20 protein-coding genes and 1 pseudogene are annotated in these 17,008 nt (G+C 67.3%); 11 read left to right on the top strand and 10 right to left on the bottom strand.

Annotated features, from left to right (window positions below):
- The first annotated feature begins 52 nt into the window (after window positions 1-52).
- From IEX71_RS14275 to IEX71_RS14265, 3 genes are read left to right on the top strand one after another with little or no spacing between them, the layout of a single operon-like run.
- Window positions 53-691, top strand: coding sequence for a LysE family translocator (locus IEX71_RS14275; protein ID WP_188837697.1), 639 nt, complete (start codon window positions 53-55; stop codon window positions 689-691).
- Between the two features lie 43 nt (window positions 692-734).
- Window positions 735-1,193: an HIT family protein gene (locus IEX71_RS14270; protein WP_188837696.1), complete on the top strand. Its 459-nt coding sequence runs from the start codon at window positions 735-737 to the stop codon at window positions 1,191-1,193.
- A 32-nt stretch (window positions 1,194-1,225) separates the two neighbouring features.
- Window positions 1,226-2,011 (top strand): inositol monophosphatase family protein, encoded by a 786-nt coding sequence (locus tag IEX71_RS14265; protein WP_188837695.1) that lies wholly within the window; start codon window positions 1,226-1,228, stop codon window positions 2,009-2,011.
- Here IEX71_RS14265 and IEX71_RS14260 read toward each other — a convergent pair.
- The gene (locus IEX71_RS14260; RefSeq protein WP_188837694.1) at window positions 2,008-3,651 is read right to left on the bottom strand and encodes an MFS transporter; all 1,644 of its coding nucleotides are present in this window, start codon (window positions 3,649-3,651) and stop codon (window positions 2,008-2,010) included. The genes IEX71_RS14265 and IEX71_RS14260 overlap by 4 nt on opposite strands.
- 114 nt (window positions 3,652-3,765) lie before the next feature.
- On the opposite strand from IEX71_RS14260, the gene IEX71_RS14255 reads away from it, so the two are divergent.
- Window positions 3,766-4,929, top strand: a complete 1,164-nt coding sequence (locus tag IEX71_RS14255) for an MFS transporter (protein ID WP_188837693.1) — start codon at window positions 3,766-3,768, stop codon at window positions 4,927-4,929.
- A 12-nt stretch (window positions 4,930-4,941) separates the two neighbouring features.
- Here the strand turns inward: IEX71_RS14255 and IEX71_RS14250 are convergent, their stop codons facing one another.
- The gene (locus tag IEX71_RS14250; RefSeq protein WP_188837692.1) at window positions 4,942-6,000 is read right to left on the bottom strand and encodes a DUF3048 domain-containing protein; all 1,059 of its coding nucleotides are present in this window, start codon (window positions 5,998-6,000) and stop codon (window positions 4,942-4,944) included.
- 24 nt (window positions 6,001-6,024) lie between these two features.
- Between IEX71_RS14250 and IEX71_RS14245 the strand changes: the two genes are divergently transcribed.
- On the top strand, window positions 6,025-6,879 hold the full coding sequence (locus tag IEX71_RS14245) for a phosphotransferase (RefSeq protein ID WP_188837691.1): 855 nt from the start codon (window positions 6,025-6,027) through the stop codon (window positions 6,877-6,879).
- Between the two features lie 38 nt (window positions 6,880-6,917).
- Here IEX71_RS14245 and IEX71_RS14240 read toward each other — a convergent pair whose 3' ends face one another.
- From IEX71_RS14240 to IEX71_RS14215, 6 genes are all read right to left on the bottom strand, one after another.
- Entirely contained in the window at window positions 6,918-7,628 is a 711-nt protein-coding gene (locus tag IEX71_RS14240) for a response regulator transcription factor (protein ID WP_188837690.1), read from the bottom strand.
- A complete protein-coding gene (locus IEX71_RS14235) occupies window positions 7,628-8,974 on the bottom strand; it encodes an ATP-binding protein (protein WP_188837689.1) in 1,347 nt (448 codons plus the stop codon). The genes IEX71_RS14240 and IEX71_RS14235 overlap by 1 nt, the downstream gene beginning before the upstream one ends.
- A 31-nt stretch (window positions 8,975-9,005) precedes the next feature.
- On the bottom strand, window positions 9,006-9,686 hold the full coding sequence (locus IEX71_RS14230; protein WP_188837688.1) for a phosphatase PAP2 family protein: 681 nt from the start codon (window positions 9,684-9,686) through the stop codon (window positions 9,006-9,008).
- Window positions 9,683-10,333 carry a M15 family metallopeptidase gene (locus IEX71_RS14225; protein ID WP_188837687.1) on the bottom strand — a complete coding sequence of 217 codons (651 nt, stop codon included), beginning with the start codon at window positions 10,331-10,333 and terminating at the stop codon, window positions 9,683-9,685. The genes IEX71_RS14230 and IEX71_RS14225 overlap by 4 nt, the downstream gene beginning before the upstream one ends.
- Entirely contained in the window at window positions 10,330-10,560 is a 231-nt protein-coding gene (locus IEX71_RS14220) for a hypothetical protein (RefSeq protein WP_188837686.1), read from the bottom strand. Before IEX71_RS14220 ends, IEX71_RS14225 begins: the two co-directional genes overlap by 4 nt.
- A gap of 71 nt (window positions 10,561-10,631) precedes the next feature.
- Window positions 10,632-10,970 (bottom strand): VOC family protein, encoded by a 339-nt coding sequence (locus IEX71_RS14215; RefSeq protein ID WP_188837685.1) that lies wholly within the window; start codon window positions 10,968-10,970, stop codon window positions 10,632-10,634.
- A 175-nt stretch (window positions 10,971-11,145) separates the two neighbouring features.
- On the opposite strand from IEX71_RS14215, the pseudogene IEX71_RS14210 reads away from it, so the two are divergent.
- The 4 genes and pseudogenes from IEX71_RS14210 to IEX71_RS14195 form a co-directional block, all read left to right on the top strand.
- A pseudogene (locus IEX71_RS14210) lies at window positions 11,146-11,375 on the top strand (SDR family oxidoreductase); the annotation flags it as partial.
- A 60-nt stretch (window positions 11,376-11,435) separates the two neighbouring features.
- A complete protein-coding gene (locus tag IEX71_RS14205; protein WP_188837684.1) occupies window positions 11,436-12,017 on the top strand; it encodes a hypothetical protein in 582 nt (193 codons plus the stop codon).
- Window positions 12,014-12,661, top strand: a complete 648-nt coding sequence (locus IEX71_RS14200; protein ID WP_188837683.1) for a (2Fe-2S)-binding protein — start codon at window positions 12,014-12,016, stop codon at window positions 12,659-12,661. Before IEX71_RS14205 ends, IEX71_RS14200 begins: the two co-directional genes overlap by 4 nt.
- Window positions 12,662-12,760: 99 nt before the next feature.
- Window positions 12,761-13,231: a GNAT family N-acetyltransferase gene (locus IEX71_RS14195; protein WP_188837682.1), complete on the top strand. Its 471-nt coding sequence runs from the start codon at window positions 12,761-12,763 to the stop codon at window positions 13,229-13,231.
- A gap of 21 nt (window positions 13,232-13,252) precedes the next feature.
- Here IEX71_RS14195 and IEX71_RS14190 read toward each other — a convergent pair whose 3' ends face one another.
- Window positions 13,253-14,449: an ATP-binding protein gene (locus IEX71_RS14190; protein ID WP_188837681.1), complete on the bottom strand. Its 1,197-nt coding sequence runs from the start codon at window positions 14,447-14,449 to the stop codon at window positions 13,253-13,255.
- 118 nt (window positions 14,450-14,567) lie between these two features.
- Here IEX71_RS14190 and IEX71_RS14185 point away from each other — a divergent pair, with 118 nt between their 5' ends.
- A complete protein-coding gene (locus IEX71_RS14185) occupies window positions 14,568-15,119 on the top strand; it encodes an NADPH-dependent FMN reductase (RefSeq protein ID WP_188837680.1) in 552 nt (183 codons plus the stop codon).
- Between the two features lie 3 nt (window positions 15,120-15,122).
- On the opposite strand, the gene IEX71_RS14180 is transcribed toward IEX71_RS14185, so the two are convergent.
- The gene (locus IEX71_RS14180; RefSeq protein ID WP_229749735.1) at window positions 15,123-16,226 is read right to left on the bottom strand and encodes a DNA glycosylase AlkZ-like family protein; all 1,104 of its coding nucleotides are present in this window, start codon (window positions 16,224-16,226) and stop codon (window positions 15,123-15,125) included.
- A 49-nt stretch (window positions 16,227-16,275) separates the two neighbouring features.
- Here IEX71_RS14180 and IEX71_RS14175 point away from each other — a divergent pair, with 49 nt between their 5' ends.
- Entirely contained in the window at window positions 16,276-16,965 is a 690-nt protein-coding gene (locus tag IEX71_RS14175) for a DsbA family oxidoreductase (protein WP_188837679.1), read from the top strand.
- Window positions 16,966-17,008: the final 43 nt, after the last annotated feature.

Genomic DNA, 17,008 nt, shown 5'->3' with positions numbered 1-17,008 from the left:
CAGCGTGAATATTTCGGTTGGAACCCGTCGCGTCGCTGCCTAGCCTTGCGCAATGGTTCCGTTCTCGCACCTCGCCGCGTTCGCGGTCACCGCTGTCGTGGTCATTGCCATTCCTGGCCCTTCGGTGCTGTTCACCATCAGTCGAGCCTTGACCGTCGGTCGTCGGTCGGCACTGGCGACGGTCGGTGGAAACACTGTCGGACTGCTCGGCCAAGTCATCGCCACCGCCGTCGGCATGGGCGCGTTGGTCGAAGCCTCCGCCATCGCCTATTCGACGGTGAAGTACGTCGGCGCGGCATACATCGTCTGGCTCGGTGTGCAAGCCATTCGACACCGCCGCGCGATGGCGGACGCCCTGGCACGGCGGGTCCCTGCCGTCAGCGCACTGCGAGCAGCTCGCGACGGCTTCGTCGTGGGCGTTATGAACCCGAAGACGATAGTCGTGCTCGTGACGGTCATGCCTGCCTACGCCGTTCCCTCTCAGGGGCACTTGCCACTGCAGATGCTGTTGCTCGGCCTCCTGTTGCCGCTCGTTGCAGTAGTTCTCGACAGCGTGTGGGCGTTCGCAGCGGGCTCGGCCCGTGAGTGGTTCGCAGGTTCACCGCGGCGGATGGCGACGATCGGCGGCACCGGTGGCCTGGTGATGATCGGCCTCGGTGCGAGCATCGCAGCCACAGGCCGGAGCGACTAGCGGGATACCTCCGCAGATCGGGGGGACGCCATACGCTGACGTCGTGACAGACGACTGGAAGCAGGATCGCATCCGCGCTGCGCACGAGGGGCGTAATCCCACCGTGCTGGCCAAGCTGCCCGAGAGTTTCGCGGTCATTGGCGACACGCAATACCTACCGGGTTATTGCGTTCTGCTGGTTGACGATCCAGCTGTCGACCGGCTGACCGATCTACCGAGGAATCGCCGTCTGGCATTTCTGGAGTCGATGGATTGCCTCGGTGAGGCCGTCGAAAAGGCTTGTAGCGAGATGGATCCCGCGTTTCGGCGACTCAACTACGAGATCCTCGGCAACACCGATGCTTATCTGCACGCGCACATCTTCGCGCGCTACGAATGGGAGCCTGCGGAGTTGATCGGTGGACCGGTATGGCGCTACGACAACAACCTCCGGTACGGCCAGGACGCCGCGCTCGGGCCGCAACACGACGCCCTGCGCCGCCGCATCAGGTCTCATCTGTGACGAGACCTCACGGACTCGGCTAGGTTCATCGGGTGTCCTTGAGTGATCACGAAGTCGCGATTGCAGCAGCCGTTGCCGGCGCCGATGTCGTCCGGCGCGACTACGGCACGGAGTCGGTCCGATATGCAAAATCCGCAACGGATTTCGCGACCCAGACGGACCTTGACGCGGAGACCGCGATCATGCAGGTGATCGCGACACATCGTCCCGCTGACCTGCGCACCGGCGAGGAGTCCGGCGACTCCGGTGACGACGTGGGTTCCGGCCGTCGATGGCTCATCGACCCTCTGTGCGGCACGCTGAACTTCGCTGCCGCCACTCCCCTGGTCGTGATCAATGTCGCGCTCCTCGAAGGAGGACGCGCTCGAGCCGCTGCGGCCGTCGATCCCATTGCGGGAGAGACCTTCTGGACCGATGGATCCAAGGCTTTCGTCCGTCGGGAGGATGATGCAGCGCTGCAACCGGACTCTGTCTCCAGACTCGTGGAGATCAACTGTGATGGTCCGCTCGACCGGCCGTTCGTCGGAGGTCAGCTCGTGTGTGACGCGTCGCTGCGAGCGTCGTTCGGTCCGCGCGTGATCTCGTCCACCCTGGGTGTGGTGTGGGTGGCCGCCGGGCGTCGGGCGGCATACATCTCGGACGGCGCGTTGAGGAACAACCTCCATTTCGCGGCAGGCATCGCGATCGCGGAGGCGGCCGGTTGCATCGTCACCGACCTGGTCGGTCAACCACTGCTCGCCGGAGGCGGTCTGGTCGTGTCAGCCGACGAGATCACCCATCGGGCAATGCTGGAACTCATCGAACCGCACCTTTCCTAGGCGGCGGTGTCCGGATGACGCCCTCGATGAGGCGGTGAGATCCGTTCCTCGTCGGCGTTCAGGTGTCCGTGCGCGACATTCATGGCGGCTGCGGCGGCATCGCGATGGCCGGTGACCGCGGCGACGAAGGTCGCCGCATCCAGCCACAGAACGACCGCTGGATCCACGGCCACCACACTTGCTGTTCGCGGTCGTTCCATGAGCAAGCCCACCTCACCGAAACTGGCGCCACGACTGAGTTCGCGCACGGTCTGCGGACCTTGCATGACCCGCAGCGTTCCTCGCGCAACGATGCCGAACCCGTCGGGCGCGTCTCCCTGGCGCAGGACGACCTCACCGGCATACAACTCCCTACGTCGTAGGCTCCGGGCGAGCCGCTCGACGGCCATGTCCGGGAGCGCCGACAGCTGGGCCGTTGCTCTGACCAGAGCCAGGTCTGGCGGCGGCTGACCGACGCGCGCATCCAGACCCTTCATCGTGGGCAGCACCAGGACGCAGCAGAACACCAACGCAGCACCGCTGAACCACATCGCTCGCCCGAGACCGAACGACGACACCAGCACGGGGCCGAGCAACGACCCCAGCGTGATCAGCCCGGCCGAGACGGACCAGAACAGCGCGTAGGCCCGTGCCGCGAGGTGTTCGGGCAGCACCCGATCCAGGACCGACAGTCCGTAGACGTCCTCCATCGCGTTGCCGAGACCGACGACGGCCAGTGCCACCCACGCGACATCGGCTTGCGGCCAGATCCCGAGCGCGGCGATCGGCGCCCCCCACAGGGCGACTCCGATGGCCGCGCGGCGACCGGCTGATGTTCGTCCCGGCGACCTGGAGCACAGCCATGCACCGACCAGCCCGCCCAGCCCCAGCGTCGCGAACAGGGCGGCGACTCGGTTCTCGCCTCCGCCGCCCGGCGCGAGGCAGAACGCCGCGATGAAGACCGTCAGCAGGCCCCGCATGAAGCATTGGCCGAGGAACACCCCGACCAGCCATCGCACCCGCACGGCAGCCAGCAGCCGAAATGCTTGCATCCCAGGGAACTTCGCACCGGTGGTCACTCGCGCGGGCACTTGGTACGCCGTGCGGACCAACGCCGACAGCGCAGCACCGGCGAGGTAGATCACCGTGAGACTGCCGAGCCCCGCAGACGCGCCGAGCACGGCGACGAGCGCGCCGCCGAGGACGGGTCCCACAACCGTTCCCAGACCCTCGATCGCCGCGTATGCCGCGTTGGCGTTGACCAGGTCGGCCGGTGACACGACGACCTGGATGATCGCGGCGCGCAGTACCGCTTTGAAGATCGAACCGGCAAGTGAGCCCAACCCGACGACCAGCACGAGCACCAGGGCGCTGTCCCGGACGGCAGCCCAGGCGAGGACGAGCGACATTGCCGCAGCGAACGCGTGGGACAGGACGAGCAGGTGTGTGCGCGACATCCGATCCGTCACAGGCACGACGAACGGTCCCAGCAGCGCGCCGGGCAGCACCCGCGCAGCACCGACCAGGCCGACGGCGCCGACCCCGCCGATCCGGAACGCGACCACGGCGAGCATGACGAGCAGGGCCAGATCCGCCGCCACCCAGCAGCCCCAGCCCGCTTCGACAAGCCACAGATTCCTGTTGTGTCGGCGGGTCTTCATCGCATGTTCCGCACGTGCACGATTGTCGCCCTCCACTACGGGTTCGCGGGCAAATTTGCACGTTGTCGCCACCCTGGCATCAACCAGCGAACGCGGCCGCTCTAGCGTCGAGGCGTGCACAAGCGGTCGGAGGTCAATGTCCGGGGAACCGCATTGGTGTCCGCGGCGCACGTGGTGGACGATTTCTACCAGGGCGTCATACCGGCGCTGTTGCCGTTCCTGGTGTCCGAACGCCACTACAGCTACGCGGCCGTCTCGGGCATCACTTTGGCGGCCACCGTGCTCAGTTCGGTGGCGCAGCCGGCCTTCGGGGTGCTGGCCGATCGACGGTCGCGACGTTGGATGGTTCCGGCCGGGATGCTGCTCGCCGCCGTCGGCGCGTCACTCGCGGGATACATGCCGTCGTACGCATTGACCTGGTTGGTGGTCGCGCTCTCCGGTCTGGGCATCGCTGCCTTCCATCCCGAAGCCGCACGTTGTGCCCGACAGGCAGCGGGCCACAGCAACACCGCGATGAGCGTCTTCGCGTTGGGCGGCAACGCCGGCTACGCGCTCGGTTCACTCGTCGCGACTCCGGTGCTGCTCTGGTTGGGCATCCACGGAACCGGACTGCTCGTGCTACCCGCGGTCGTGATGGCCCTGGTGCTGTCGCGCACGCTGAACCACACGCTCGACCATCACGAGAAACACCGGTCGACGTCGCGTATGCCGAGCGGGCACGACGACTGGCCGGCATTCATCATCCTGACCACGGTTGTGATCATCCGGTCGATCCTCTTCTTCGGCATCACGTCGTTCATCGCGCTCTACTTCATCGCGCACTTCGGAACTTCGGAGACGACCGCCGGCGTGGCGCTCACGCTGTTCCTGGTGACCGGCGCGGTCGGCACTCTCCTGGGCGGTTGGCTGGGCGACCGATTCAGCCCGATCGTGAGCATTCGCAGTGGATTCGCTTTGGTGATCCCCGCGCTCGCCGGCGCGCTGCTGACCGGCTCGATGCCGCTTGCGATGGTGTGCATCGCGATCACCGGTATCGCGGCATACATGCCTTTCAGCGTCTTCGTGCTGCTCGGTCAGAATTACCTGCCGAGCCGCATCGGCACCGCGAGCGGCGTGACCGTGGGCCTTGCCGTCAGCATCGGCGGGCTGGCGAACCCGCTGCTCGGCTGGCTCGCCGATGGCACCAGCCTGCGGACGGCGCTGACCGTGCTCCTGGTGCTTCCAGTCCTGGCACTGATCGTCTCGGGGTTCCTGCGGATGCCCGAGGCTCATCGCTGAGCTGGGCCCAACTCACCTGCCCCGCAACAGGATCCAGGTCTTGCCCGGCGCCAGCTCCAGTTGCTTGCCGTGACTGTCCTTGAGTACGAAGGGCTTGTTCGTCGCTGACCGATGCCATGTGCCGACCAGCTTCTTGCCATTGCGGTGCAGCGTCAGCTTCCCCGAGCCGGTCGTCAACGACTTGTCGACCGGGTTGCCGGCCGGGTCCTTGTAGTGGTCGGAGACCTGGTGCACATCGAGCGTCAGCACGTTGCTCGCAGTCACCGGTTTCCCGCCTGCGCCGACGTCTTTGTAGGGACGGCCGTTCCAGGTGGGCAGGTAGCGGTTTCCCTTGTAGGAGAAAGAGAACCGGTCGGCGCCGACTCGGACGGTGAACGACGGATCGGCCAGCGCGCGCTGGAGACGTGCGTCGGACGCGGCGAAGCGCAGGCCGATGTCCTTCGAGCTCGGAAGCCCGGGCCGATGGGACAACTTCGCCACATCGACATACAGATTGTGTGGCGCCTGCCGACCCGAGTCGCGAGACCCGCTGCCGAACAACCGAATCGGTGCCTTGCTGAGCTTCTTGCGGATCTGCGAGGCCGCCCCGGAGTAGACGAGCGCCGGATGCCCGAACGCCGGCAGTATGTCGGCATCGGTGCTGCGAGCACTGCGGACCGGTTCGACGCGCTTGGGGAAGCTGGTCTGATAGATCGGCATGAGTCGCGTCAGGTTGCCCTCGACCTGCTCGACGAAGACCAGGTCAGCGGGTGACAGACCGTACTGCGGCATCGCCGCCCGGGTGTTCTCGAGCTTGACCGCGATCACCGGGTTCCCGGTCTTCGCGCCGCCGGTCAACGGGTTGCCCGACGGTTTCAAGGCACTGGTCGAGGGCTTCTTCGGGCTGCTGGGCGGCGCACTGCTGCGTGTCGAGGCTGATGCCGACTTCGAGTCCGTCGCGCGCGTGCCGCTCGGTGAATCCGTCGAATTGGCCATAGTGCCCGATCCCCCGCCGGAACACCCGGCTGTGACCAGGGCCAGGAGCGCGACCGCCGTCGGGATCAGGTGCCGTCGTCGTGTGTTCCGCGTCATCACCTCAACGCTACAGTCTGTCGAATGGCCGCTTCTCTCGCGTCGCTCAGTGTCGACCAGCGTCGTCTGCTCGAGCAGTGGCTCCCGGGGGTTCAGGTGGTCCGCGATCACGCGTGGGGTCTGGTCGACAACGTCGTCCTCGAGGTCGAAGCCGATCAGCAGGGCTACATCGTGAAGGCCGACGGTGCTTCGACCAACCACATCGGGCGCGAGTTGGACGCCCACGAGCAGTGGTTGTCTCCGTGGGTCGATGACGGACGAGCACCGCGACTGATTGCCGGTGATCGGGACGTGCAGATCCTGGTCACCGAATATCTGCCAGGTGAGCTCGTGCTCGACTCGCCCGCTCAGAGACGGCCGGACACGTTCCGGCAGGCGGGTCGGCTGCTCGCCCGACTGCACGCCCAGGGTGGCCGGCGGGACTCGACATACGAGGCGCGGGAGAACACCAAGATCCTGGCCAACCTCGACAAGCCGCACCGGATCGAACCGGTGCTCGAGGCGGGGTTGCGACGGATCGTCTCCTCGTGGCCCTCGGGCCCGGTTCAAGTCGTGCCGACGCACGGTGACTGGCAGCCGCGCAACTGGCTCATCCATGACGGCGAGGTCCGCGTCATCGACTTCGGACGTGCTGCGCTACGGCCGGTGCTCACCGACTGGGTTCGCCTGGAAGCAAAAGACTTCCGTCAGGACTCGGCGATTGAGCGTGCGTTCGTCGACGGATACGGATCGGACCCGCGCGAGCCGGACGTCTGGCTTCGGGAGCGGCTGCGGGAAGCCATCAACACTGCGGTGTGGGCGCACCTCGTCGGCGATGAAGAGTTCGAAGCCCAGGGCCACTCGATGATCGACCGCGCGCTGGCCGACGCCCCGGCATGAGTTGTGCTCCAGGCCCAGTAGGAGCAGCGTCCCCGGTCTCAGGTCGGCTGAGGTCCACGTCCTGGGCTGAGGCGATAGCCGAAGCCACGAACTGTCAATAAGCAGCTCGGGTTCCTCGGATCCGCCTCGACCTTCGCTCGTAGGCGTTGCATCGTCGTGTCGACGACGCGCGAGTCGCCGCGGAAGTCACTGCCCCAGACCCGTTCGAAGAGTTCGTCGCGGCTCAGGACACGATTCGCGTTCCGCGCGAAGACGACCATCATCCGCAACTCGGTGGGCGTCAGGTCCAGGACCGCCCCGGAGCGCCTGACCTCCATCGTGTCCTCGTCGACCTCCAGGTCGCCGATGCGGCTCACCGCTCGTGGCTGTGTCACGGGCTCCTCCCCAGCCCGTGCTGCGCGACGCAGGAGTGCCTTGATGCGAGCGTCGAGGACGCGGGGCGAGACCGGTTTGGTCACGTAGTCGTCAGCGCCGGCCTCGAGGCTGGCCACGACATCGATGTCGTCGGAGCGTGCGGTCAGGACCAGGATCGGCAACTCGTGTTGGGCGGCCACGGTCCGGCAGATGTCAAAACCGTCCCGGCCGGGTAGGCCGAGATCGAGCACCAGGATCTCGTTGCGTCGCACCGGTTCGAGCAGGTCACGGTTGCCGTCGGGCAGGTGCTCCACCTCGTGGTCCAGGCGTCGCAGCCCGAGCATCAGCGCCTGCGCCACACTGGTGTCGTCCTCGATCAGCAATACCTTCGCCATCAATCCCTCTCCGTCGGCGCCGACCACGGCAGCTCGACCCGGAACGTCGTCGCACTGTCGTCACTGCGCACCTCGATCGTGCCGTGGTGGGCCCGCACGTTCTCCAGGGTCAGCGCCAGCCCGAGACCACTCCCCTGGGTTCGGGTGCGCGCCGTGGCGACCTTGTAGAACCGGTCGAAGAGTCGCTCCTGCACCTCCGGTGGGATCTGCTCGCCGGCGTTCGTCACCGTGAGCAGCACGCCGTCCGACGCAGCGGTGAGCTCGACCGTGATCGGCGGCCGCCCGTGCGTCACCGCGTTGCCGACCAGATTCGCGATCACCAGCTCGATCCGTCGCCGGTCGATCGTGGCGACGACCTCGGGACGGTTGGAGCGAACGGTCACCGTCTCCCGCCAGCCGCGGTGATCGAGAACGTCATACGTCAGGGCCACCAGGTCGGTGTCGCTCAACGCGAGAATTGCCTGGCGACTGTCGTGCCGGGAGATCTCGATCAGGTCCTCGACGAGCCTGGCGAGGTTCTGGATCTCGGTGTTCAGGAGTCCGGCGGCCTCGCGCGCGTCCGGCGACATCTCCCCCGATTCCTCCTGCAACACCTCGCCTGCCGGCAGCAGCGCGGCCAGGGGGGTGCGTAGCTCGTGCGAGACGTCGGCGGCGAACCGGCGCGACTGCTGCAGGGAGTGCTCGTGGGTGTCCATCAGCCCGTTGAACGACTCGACGAGACGTTCGAGCTCGGGTGTCCCCTGCGGCTGCAGACGCACTGTGCTGTCCCCGTCGGAGGCACGACCGGCCGCATCGTCGATGCGTCTGAGCGGCCGCACGATGTAGCGCGACAGCCAGGCGGCGACGGCCGCACCGAGGAGCACCCCGGCCGCCAGACAGATCCCGACGACCTTGATGACGGACACGATCTTGTCGTGCACACCGAGCAACGGTCGCACCGAATAGAGCTGCACCTTCACGCCGTCCGAGCCCGGAGGTCCGTTGACCGTCACCTGGGTGCCGAAGAGGATTCGATACGGACCCCTGGTGCGCCGCAACACCTGCAGGTCTGTGTGATTCGCGGACCTGACGTCCTGGGTGAGGTCCGCGCTCTTGGCACTTCCGAGTCGGGTGATGTGTCCGTCCACGACGATCGTCATGTCCGGTGACGCGATGATCCGCCCAGGTCCGAACGGCCGGTCCTGCTGGATCTGTTTCGCCTCCTGCAGGAACTGATCCTGCGCCTGGCTGCGTGCGACGGAGTAGACCCAGGAACCCACCGTCGTGACGACCGCGACGGCCGTGCCGCCCGCGACGAGCAGGACGATCACGACGGACGCAAGGACCGCGCGTCCCCGGATCCCCATATTCTTCAACGGATTTCCGGCCTGCGCACGCTCAACGTCGCGCCGTCGGCTGCGGCGACGGCCGGGGTGACATGGCTCGCGCCGGAGGCACCCCGGCGATGGCTCGTTGCTGCAGTGAGCTGATGCCCGACGCGACGGCGAGCGCGCCCACGGCGATCAGCACCGAGCCGGCGACATCGCTCGGGCGGTGCCAATGCGCACGTATGACGATGAGCGAGACCAGTCCCGTCGTCCCCCATGCTGCGCAGGCGATCACGTATTGCAGACGGGTGCGCGCCACGTAGGTGAGCGCGGCCGCCATACCTGCGAAGCCGGCCACCGTGCCACTCGGGAAGGAGTTGTGCGCCGTGAGTTCCCACCCCGTGGCAGGCCGGGTCAACAGCCCCTTCAGGACCGCAGCTGCGAAACCCGGACCGATCCCGACGCAGAGCGACACGATCGTCGTGCGCGGGCGGAATCGGTTCACCAGGCACGTCGCGCACACTACACCGAGGCCGATCACCAGCAGCACCAGTTGGTTACGCGCCAAACCTGCCCCGTCGGGGATCCACGAACGCCCTGCCAGCTCGTCGCGCAGTGTCCCGAACCACCGTGCATCGAGCTCCCGTCCCGGGCGGGTGCGGACCGCAACGACATACAGGACCAGGGCGGCGATCCAGCAGGCGAATCCCGCGCCGATTCGCGTGATCCGGTCAGCGACAACGGTGCTCATCCCAGAGCGTCCGTTCGCTGGGCCGGGCACTGTCCGTCAACAGCGGTCAGCTCGAAGTGCCAGATCTCGTTCGCGTAGGTCTGGCACAGTCCGTACTGGGATCCGTTGCGGATGAGCCAGTAGTCGGCGTCGGTGGGGCCGATGTCCACGGCTCGGCCCGTGGTGTGTTCGGTCTTGTCCGGAGTTGCGACATGGGTCCTTGCATAGGCGACGCCGTGTTCGGCGACTGCGTCGGCATACAACCGGCGTTGGTAGGCATCGGTGCGCCATCCCGAGGTGATCCACATCTGCACCCCGTTGGCCTGCATCGCCTCCTGCGCCCCGACCAATGCTGCACGAAGTTGCGGGTCGAGACGTTGGACGGCAGGCACGTCGGCCGTCGGGCCAAGATGCGCACCGGAGGGGATCTCCCCCGCGGCCGGGCCGAAGGCGGCGTCCTTCTTCGTGGTCGGTCGAGGCGGCTTCGATCCCTCACCTGTCGTGGCCTCCCCCGAGGTGACCACGGCAGTCGCCGACCGCACGCCGTCTGCAGCGGGGCCGGGGTCCGCCATGAATCCGGCAGCGCCGACCAGAACGCAGGCCGCGGCGATCCCGAAGAGTCCCACCACAGCGGCTCCGGTACGGCCGTGACGTCGAGTCGAGTTCATGCGAAGAACGCTATGAAGGGGATGTCTCGGTCCCGCCGCACCGTTGCAACAGCACTGTCACAGAAAAGCCACACGGTGCCGGCCGGCGGAGGTCGTGCCCGAATCTTCAAGCCGGCCGCCAAAACCTTGCGGATCAGCATTGGTGAGGCCGACGTGTGCAGCACGACGAACTGCTGGCGGGCCTGCGCACCTTGCCGGGGCGGAGCCACCACGACGGTCAGCAGCACGGGATCAGGTTGGACCTGAGTTCGTCAATGCCTGATCCTCCCTGCCTGATCCTCCGGTGCTCGATCCCCCGTCAGCTCTCCACACAGAACTCGTTGCCCTCGGGGTCGCTCATGACAACCAGGTCGTCGTGTCGTTCGATCACCGAGGCACCGAGCGCCTCAAGCCGCCCGACCTCGGCGCCCAGGTCTCCGACCGCGCGCAGGTCGAAATGCTGGCGATTCTTGGCAGTCTTGGTCTCCGGCACGCGCTGGAACCACAGGGTCGGGCCACCCCACCCGGGCGGCTCCACCCAGGCCCGGTCAGCCGTGCTGTCCTCGTCGACGTTCGAGCCGAGCGCGCTCGCCCAGAACCCGGCTACCGCAAGGGTGTCGGCGCAGTCGAACGTCACGGACTTCACGAAAGCAACCACGGCGGCACGCTAGTCGCTCCTTCAGTGAAAGAAGGCAGCCAAACGGAAATCCACGCGACAGCGGGCCTTTCACGCCATACCGTCCGAGCGACACCCGCTTCCGATCAGGGCTGGAGATCTCATGGGACACGGAACAGTGCTGCTCACCGGAGTAGGCCGACGGCGCGGCATCACGGTCGCGTTGGCAGATCAAGGAATTCGCGCGAACGCGATCAACCCGGGGCCGGTCGACACCGGCTGGATGGACGACGAGATCCGCGAGCAGGTGTCGCCCAGACACCCGCCGGGCGCCTCGGCACGCCGCGGGACACCGGTGATCTCGTGACGTTCCTGCTCTCGTCTGCCGGCGGCTGGATCACCGGGCAGGTGCTCTACAGCAACGGTGGCTTCCGCACCGCACAGTGATCGGGCGAGTGGATCGTCGCGCTGCTGCGTAGAGTCGAAACGCTCGAGTCGAGGCGCTCGATGACAGGAGGTGAGTCGGTGCAGACCGCGGTCCGGAAGATCGTGCTGCTCGAAGGCATCAGCGACGTCGCAGCGGTGACGGCCGTCGCGACGACGTACGGCGTCGATCTCGGGGCCGTCGAGCTGGTCGACCTTCATGGCGTGACCAACGTCCGTCGTGAACTCGGCGAGTTGCACCGTGCAGCTGAGGAACGGGAGATCCTCGGCCTGTGCGATGCACCGGAGACGCGGTTCGTCGAGCAGGCGCTCAACGAGGTGGGGTGCGTGGTCCGGGATGTGAGCGATCTGTCGGCATACGGCTTCTTCGTCTGCCACGCCGACCTGGAGGAGGAACTGATCCGGGCGCTGGGCGCCGACCGGACCATCGACGTCATCGAACAACTCGGGCTCGACGCCAAACTCGCCACACTGCGCCAACAACCGGCTTGGCTCGACCGCCCGCTCACCGAGCAGCTGCATCGCTTCTGTGGCGTGGCCTCCGGCCGCAAGGAACTGCTCGCCGGCGCACTCGCGACGGCGCTGGGCCCTGGGGAGACCCCTGCTCCCCTCCGCTGTCTCGTCGAACGGCTCGCCGACCGATGAACGATCCGCACCGTCTCGGCGACGGGTTGGCCTTCGCGGAGCACTCTCCCGGCGCGACGCCGGGCAGTCCCTGGCAACCCCTGGAAGCCCGAATCGGCGCCGACTCCCTGCGCTCACGGGTCGATCACATCGCCGCTGCACTCCGCTCCCCCGGCCGTGAGCCGGTCGACCTGCGCACCGCGGCATCGACGGAGCACTTCGGTCTGGTCGCCCGAATGATCGCGGCGCACATCTGCGCCCGAGCGCTCGGCATATCGGTGAGTCTCACCACCGCCGACATCTGGTGGCAGCAACCGCCCGGCGGTCTCGTCCAACTCTCGCTGACACGCTCGCCGCAACCACGAAGTCCGTTGGACGACAGCGCGATCGGCGACCTCGCCAGCACCATCCAGCAGTTGTTTGGCGTCAGCCCGCAGGTGCTATGGGGCAACGTCGGCTCGGCGGCCAACAGCACGCTGAACCTTCTGCGCACAGCCCGTCCCGATCTGCTCGACGACGCTCGACAGGCCGCGGACGCCCTGCTGCGCGACGCTCGCATCGACGGTGGCGCGCTCCACGCCGGTCCCGGCTTCCGCAGACGCAGTTGCTGTCTGATCTATCGAGCCGGCACGGGCATGTGCGGTGACTGCGTCCTGCGACCTTGACGCTCCCGCCACAGGCCGAGGGGCTCGGCCTGAAGCGCGACCTGCGGCATACTCGCGTTCGTGCCTGAATGGACGATCAGACGACCAGAGCCAGGGGACGTGGAGTCATTGGCGGCCCTGCACATCGCCGTATGGCGCCACGCCTACCGCGGCCTGATCGAGCAGCCGCTCCTCGATCAGTTGGAGTCCTCCCACAGCGCACAACGCTGGGAGCGGACAGTCACCGCCGTGCAGAGCGGGAAGTCGGGCAACACCGTGCTGGCCGCCTTCGTCGACGCAGAGCCCGTCGGCATCATCGAAGTCGGACCCGCGCAGGACGAGGACGCGCCAAGGCCGACCGAGGTCCGCAGTCTCAACGTCGCCGGGCGCTGGCACGGCAAGGGCGTTGCCCAGGCGTTGATGCAGGAAGCAGTCGGCGACGCGGACGCCTACCTGTGGGTGCTGCGCGGCAACGAGCGGGCGATCGTCTTCTATCGCAAACTGGGCTTCGAACTCGACGACACCGAGCGGTATGACGACGTATGGCGCTGCTACGACCAGCGCATGCAACGCCCCTCGGCGGCGAGCTGACCCGCCCGAACCTGGGGCGAGTCAGTCCTCCTCGACGAGCTCGAGGTCGTGCACGTCCCGGACGAAGGCCGCGAAGCCCGGCACGGTGAACTCCAGGTAGCCGTGGCTGCTGTCGGTGATGATGCCCGCGCCGATCAGCCTGCTGCGTGGAACTCCGAGGGCGTCGGTCGGCTTGCCCATCTCGGCGGCGATCGTGCTGCGCCGGACCGGCCCGTCACCCAATCTGGCCATCGCCAGCACGAAGTCGAGCTCGACCTGCCGGGTCACTTTCGACAGTCGAGCCGTGAACAGCTCTCGCAGGTCCTCTTCGACGTCGGCTGCCGCAGCCTCGACGTGCTCACGTTTGATGGTTGCCCCCGAATCGGGGAATCCCGCGTGTTGCCAGGCGTTTTCACCGATCAGCTGCACGGTGTGTGGATAGCCCGCGGCATACCGCACGGCGGCGTCCAAGGCGTCCGCGCTCCAGCCGACCCCGAGTTGGCGCGCCGGGTTGGCCAGGGCCACGGCCGCCGCGTCGGGTGTCAGGTCCTTCAGCTGCCGGTAGGCGAAGCGTTCGGAATTGCTGACGGCGGCATTGATGACGCCGACGCTCTCGGGTAGGCCGGCTGCGAAGAGCGCGACCGGCAGGTCGCGGCGTTCGGACTGGAAGTGTTGCCACGCATAGGAGATCGTCCGCAAACTGGCCGGATCCGCCGCCTGCACCTCGTCGATCAGAATGACCAGTCCGGAGTGCTTGCGGTCCAGTGACGCCTGCGTCGTCGCGACGATGAGGTCCTCGAACTCGCGCGTTGCACCGCGGGCCCGACGGCGTCCGCCGGCCGCGCTCCATCCGGCTTCGATGCTGGCCACACCCGGCACTCCCCCGGTCACCTTCAACTCTAGGTGCGACAGCGCCTCGGTGACCCGTTCCTTCATCTTCGCCGGCCACCGGCGGACCAGCCGTTCGGCGCCGTCGGCGATCGCGGGCACCAGACCCGACGACTCCCCTGCGGTGACCCAGATCGTGTCGGCATCCTTGGCCTTGGCCCGCTGCTCGACCTGCCGCAACAGCGAGGTCTTGCCCACGCCCCGTGGTCCGTGGTCGACGCGGATCCGCGGCACCAGTCTGCCGATCGTGGCCAGCAGGTCGAGCCGTTCCTCGATGGCGGCCAATTGCCTGTTGCGGCCGGGGACTTCGCGCGCCACAGCACCCGGTGTGTAGGGACTGGGCTGTGCCATTCGTTGCCTCTCGCTCTGGGCTGATTTATACGGTTCCGCCTAATCGTCTACAAGCGTATCGGCACCGGCCGACAGCCTCCGTCATAACGATCCGTCAACCTCGTTAGCATCGGGAGGCGTGAAGATCGGAATCATTCTTGGATCTGTCCGTGACAGCCGGAAGGGCGAGCTCGTTGCCGACTGGGTGCGCAGCAACGCCGAGGAGACGGGCGGTGCGGAGTTCGAAGTGCTGGACCTGCGCGACTTCCAGCTCCCCCTGCTGACCTCGGCCGTCCTGCCGTCGATGGCGGGCCGCAATTACGACTCCCCCGAGGTCACCCGGTGGAGCGAGGCCATCGATGCGTGCGACGGCTACGTGATGATCACGCCCGAATACAACCACGGCGTCCCGGGCGCCCTGAAGAACGCGGTCGACAGCCTCGGCCCGGAGTGGACCGGCAAGACCATCGGTTTCGTCTCGTATGGCGCTGACGGCGGCGTTCGCGCCGTCGAGCAGTGGCGGCAGATCGTCGCCAACTTCCACATGATCGACGTGCGCCACCAGGTGTCCCTGCAGCTGTTCACCGAGTTCGGCGAGGGTGGGCTGCAACTGCAGGACCGTCGCGCCGGCGAGATCAAGGCACTGCTCGACGCACTCGTCACACTCACCGGCCGGCTGCAGGCCGCCTGACCGTCAGCTCGCGACGCGTATCGCCAAAAGCCTCGCGAGAGAGCGGATTTCGCGGTCCACGGCTGCTCGCACCGTCCGGGAGAACGGGACATCCTCGTGTATGGCGTGCACGACCAGTCGACCGCGCGGGCGGTCGGCGGAGGCGTCGAGCTTCCCAACGAGGCGGTCCCCGTGCAGGATCGGCAGCGCGTAGTAGCCCCACCGCCGCTTCGCCTTCGGCTTGTACATCTCGAGCTGGTAGTCGAACTCGAAGGTGTCCGCCATCCGCTTCCGGTCGAAGACCAACCGGTCCAGTGGTGACAACAATGCGGTGCGACCTTTGAACGGCTGGTCGAGCTGCGCCGGGTCGACACACCACTTACCGCGCACACCCTCGATGACCGCTGGCTCGCCCGGCGGTTCGATGTCCTTGCGCTGGATCCCCGCCAGGTCGAAGACCTTGGGCCGCATCAGCCCCAGCGCGTGCAGCGAGCGCCGTGCCCGTTCTCGCAGCGCCTCCTCCAGCGGCATCGTGTCCGTCTCGGGATAGACCCGATCGGCGAGATCCCACAACCGCTCGCCGCGCTCGCCCCGTCCGGTGACTGCGACCTCGCCCCGGCCCTCCATGAAGTCGATGAGTCGCACGACGTTCTGGTTGTTGGTCCATCCCGTCGAACGCCACGGCACCTCGCAGGTGTCGTCGAACGCCGCCGCCGGCAGGGGTGCCTCCTCCGCGAGACGGTCGAGGATGTCGCGACGGCACAGGTCGTTGGCCTCCACCCACTCGGCGACCGACTCCTGCCACTCCAGCCGCGGATGCCGGCCCCAGTCGGCCAACTCGGCCCGGTGGAGCCGCAGGTCCTCCGCCGGTAGCAATCGGCCGTGCAGTTCGACGACCTCCCCCGCCTCGCGCAGATCCTCCAGGCCGCCCAGCGGGTATGCCGCACCGAGCCTGCTCCAGCAGACCAGCTCCGGACTGGGCGCGACCGCCGCCGTCAGATCGACCTGCACGGACCCCAGATCGCGGACGACGGACAGCAGATCGGCCGGTCGCGGCGCTGCCAGCACCTGCGCACGCACCGCGATACGTCGAGCCTCCGCGCGGGTTAGTCGGTGCACCGTGCTCACCCGTGCACGGTAGCGGAATGCGCGAGGTCGCAACGCCGTTGCGGCATACATGAAGGTTGACATCTGGTCCGACATCGCGTGCCCCTGGTGCTTCATCGGCAAGCGCCGCTTCGAGGCGGGACTGCGCGACTTCGCGCACGCCGATGCCGTCGAAATCACCTGGCACAGCTACCAACTCGACCCGTCGCTGCCCGAGCACTATGACGGCACCGAGGTCGACTATCTCTCCGAGCGCAAGGGTATGCCGCGCGCCCAGGTCGAGCAGATGATCGGTCACGTCGGGGAGCAGGCGGCCGGGGAGGGACTGCACTACGACTTCGACAACCTGGTCGTCGCCAACAGCATGCGAGCCCACCACCTGCTGCACGTCGCCGCGCGCCACGGTGTCGCCGACGCGGTCAAGGAAGACCTGCTGTCCGCCCACTTCGAGCACGGCGTCGACATCGGGGACCCGGCACAGCTGATCCAGGTCGCCGGCCGTCACGGTCTCGACGCCGACGAAGTGCGCACCGCGCTCGACGACGCGCAGGTGCGCGCCGAGGTCGAGCACGACTTCGCCCAGGCACGCGCCTACGGCATCCAAGGTGTTCCGTTCTTCGTGATCGACGAGAAGTTCGGTGTCTCCGGCGCACAGCCTGCGCAGACCTTCACCGGCGCACTCGAACAGGCCTGGCAGGCATCGCATCCGTTGGCCGTGCAGTATGCCGAGGGCACGACCTGCGGGCCCGACGGCTGCTGAGGGCAACGGAATCGAAGGCTGCGGCGTCCCTTGTGTATGGGGA

Source organism: Flexivirga endophytica, assembly GCF_014640635.1.
Classification (GTDB): Bacteria; Actinomycetota; Actinomycetes; order Actinomycetales; family Dermatophilaceae; genus Flexivirga; species Flexivirga endophytica.
The sequence above is the reverse complement of the archived record's forward strand: the minus strand, read 5'-3'. Positions and strand labels throughout refer to the sequence as shown.

What these genes read in the sequence shown, in the direction of transcription:
- IEX71_RS14175 (WP_188837679.1), top strand. Translation starts at nt 16,276, where the DNA reads ATGAAGGTTGACATCTGGTCCGACATCGCGTGCCCCTGGTGCTTCATC.
- IEX71_RS14260 (WP_188837694.1), bottom strand. Translation starts at nt 3,651, where the DNA reads ATGAAGACCCGCCGACACAACAGGAATCTGTGGCTTGTCGAAGCGGGC.
- IEX71_RS14225 (WP_188837687.1), bottom strand. Translation starts at nt 10,333, where the DNA reads ATGAACTCGACTCGACGTCACGGCCGTACCGGAGCCGCTGTGGTGGGA.
- IEX71_RS14190 (WP_188837681.1), bottom strand. Translation starts at nt 14,449, where the DNA reads ATGGCACAGCCCAGTCCCTACACACCGGGTGCTGTGGCGCGCGAAGTC.
- IEX71_RS14275 (WP_188837697.1), top strand. Translation starts at nt 53, where the DNA reads ATGGTTCCGTTCTCGCACCTCGCCGCGTTCGCGGTCACCGCTGTCGTG.
- IEX71_RS14245 (WP_188837691.1), top strand. Translation starts at nt 6,025, where the DNA reads ATGGCCGCTTCTCTCGCGTCGCTCAGTGTCGACCAGCGTCGTCTGCTC.
- IEX71_RS14250 (WP_188837692.1), bottom strand. Translation starts at nt 6,000, where the DNA reads ATGACGCGGAACACACGACGACGGCACCTGATCCCGACGGCGGTCGCG.
- IEX71_RS14230 (WP_188837688.1), bottom strand. Translation starts at nt 9,686, where the DNA reads ATGAGCACCGTTGTCGCTGACCGGATCACGCGAATCGGCGCGGGATTC.
- IEX71_RS14205 (WP_188837684.1), top strand. Translation starts at nt 11,436, where the DNA reads ATGACAGGAGGTGAGTCGGTGCAGACCGCGGTCCGGAAGATCGTGCTG.
- IEX71_RS14200 (WP_188837683.1), top strand. Translation starts at nt 12,014, where the DNA reads ATGAACGATCCGCACCGTCTCGGCGACGGGTTGGCCTTCGCGGAGCAC.
- IEX71_RS14240 (WP_188837690.1), bottom strand. Translation starts at nt 7,628, where the DNA reads ATGGCGAAGGTATTGCTGATCGAGGACGACACCAGTGTGGCGCAGGCG.
- IEX71_RS14235 (WP_188837689.1), bottom strand. Translation starts at nt 8,974, where the DNA reads ATGGGGATCCGGGGACGCGCGGTCCTTGCGTCCGTCGTGATCGTCCTG.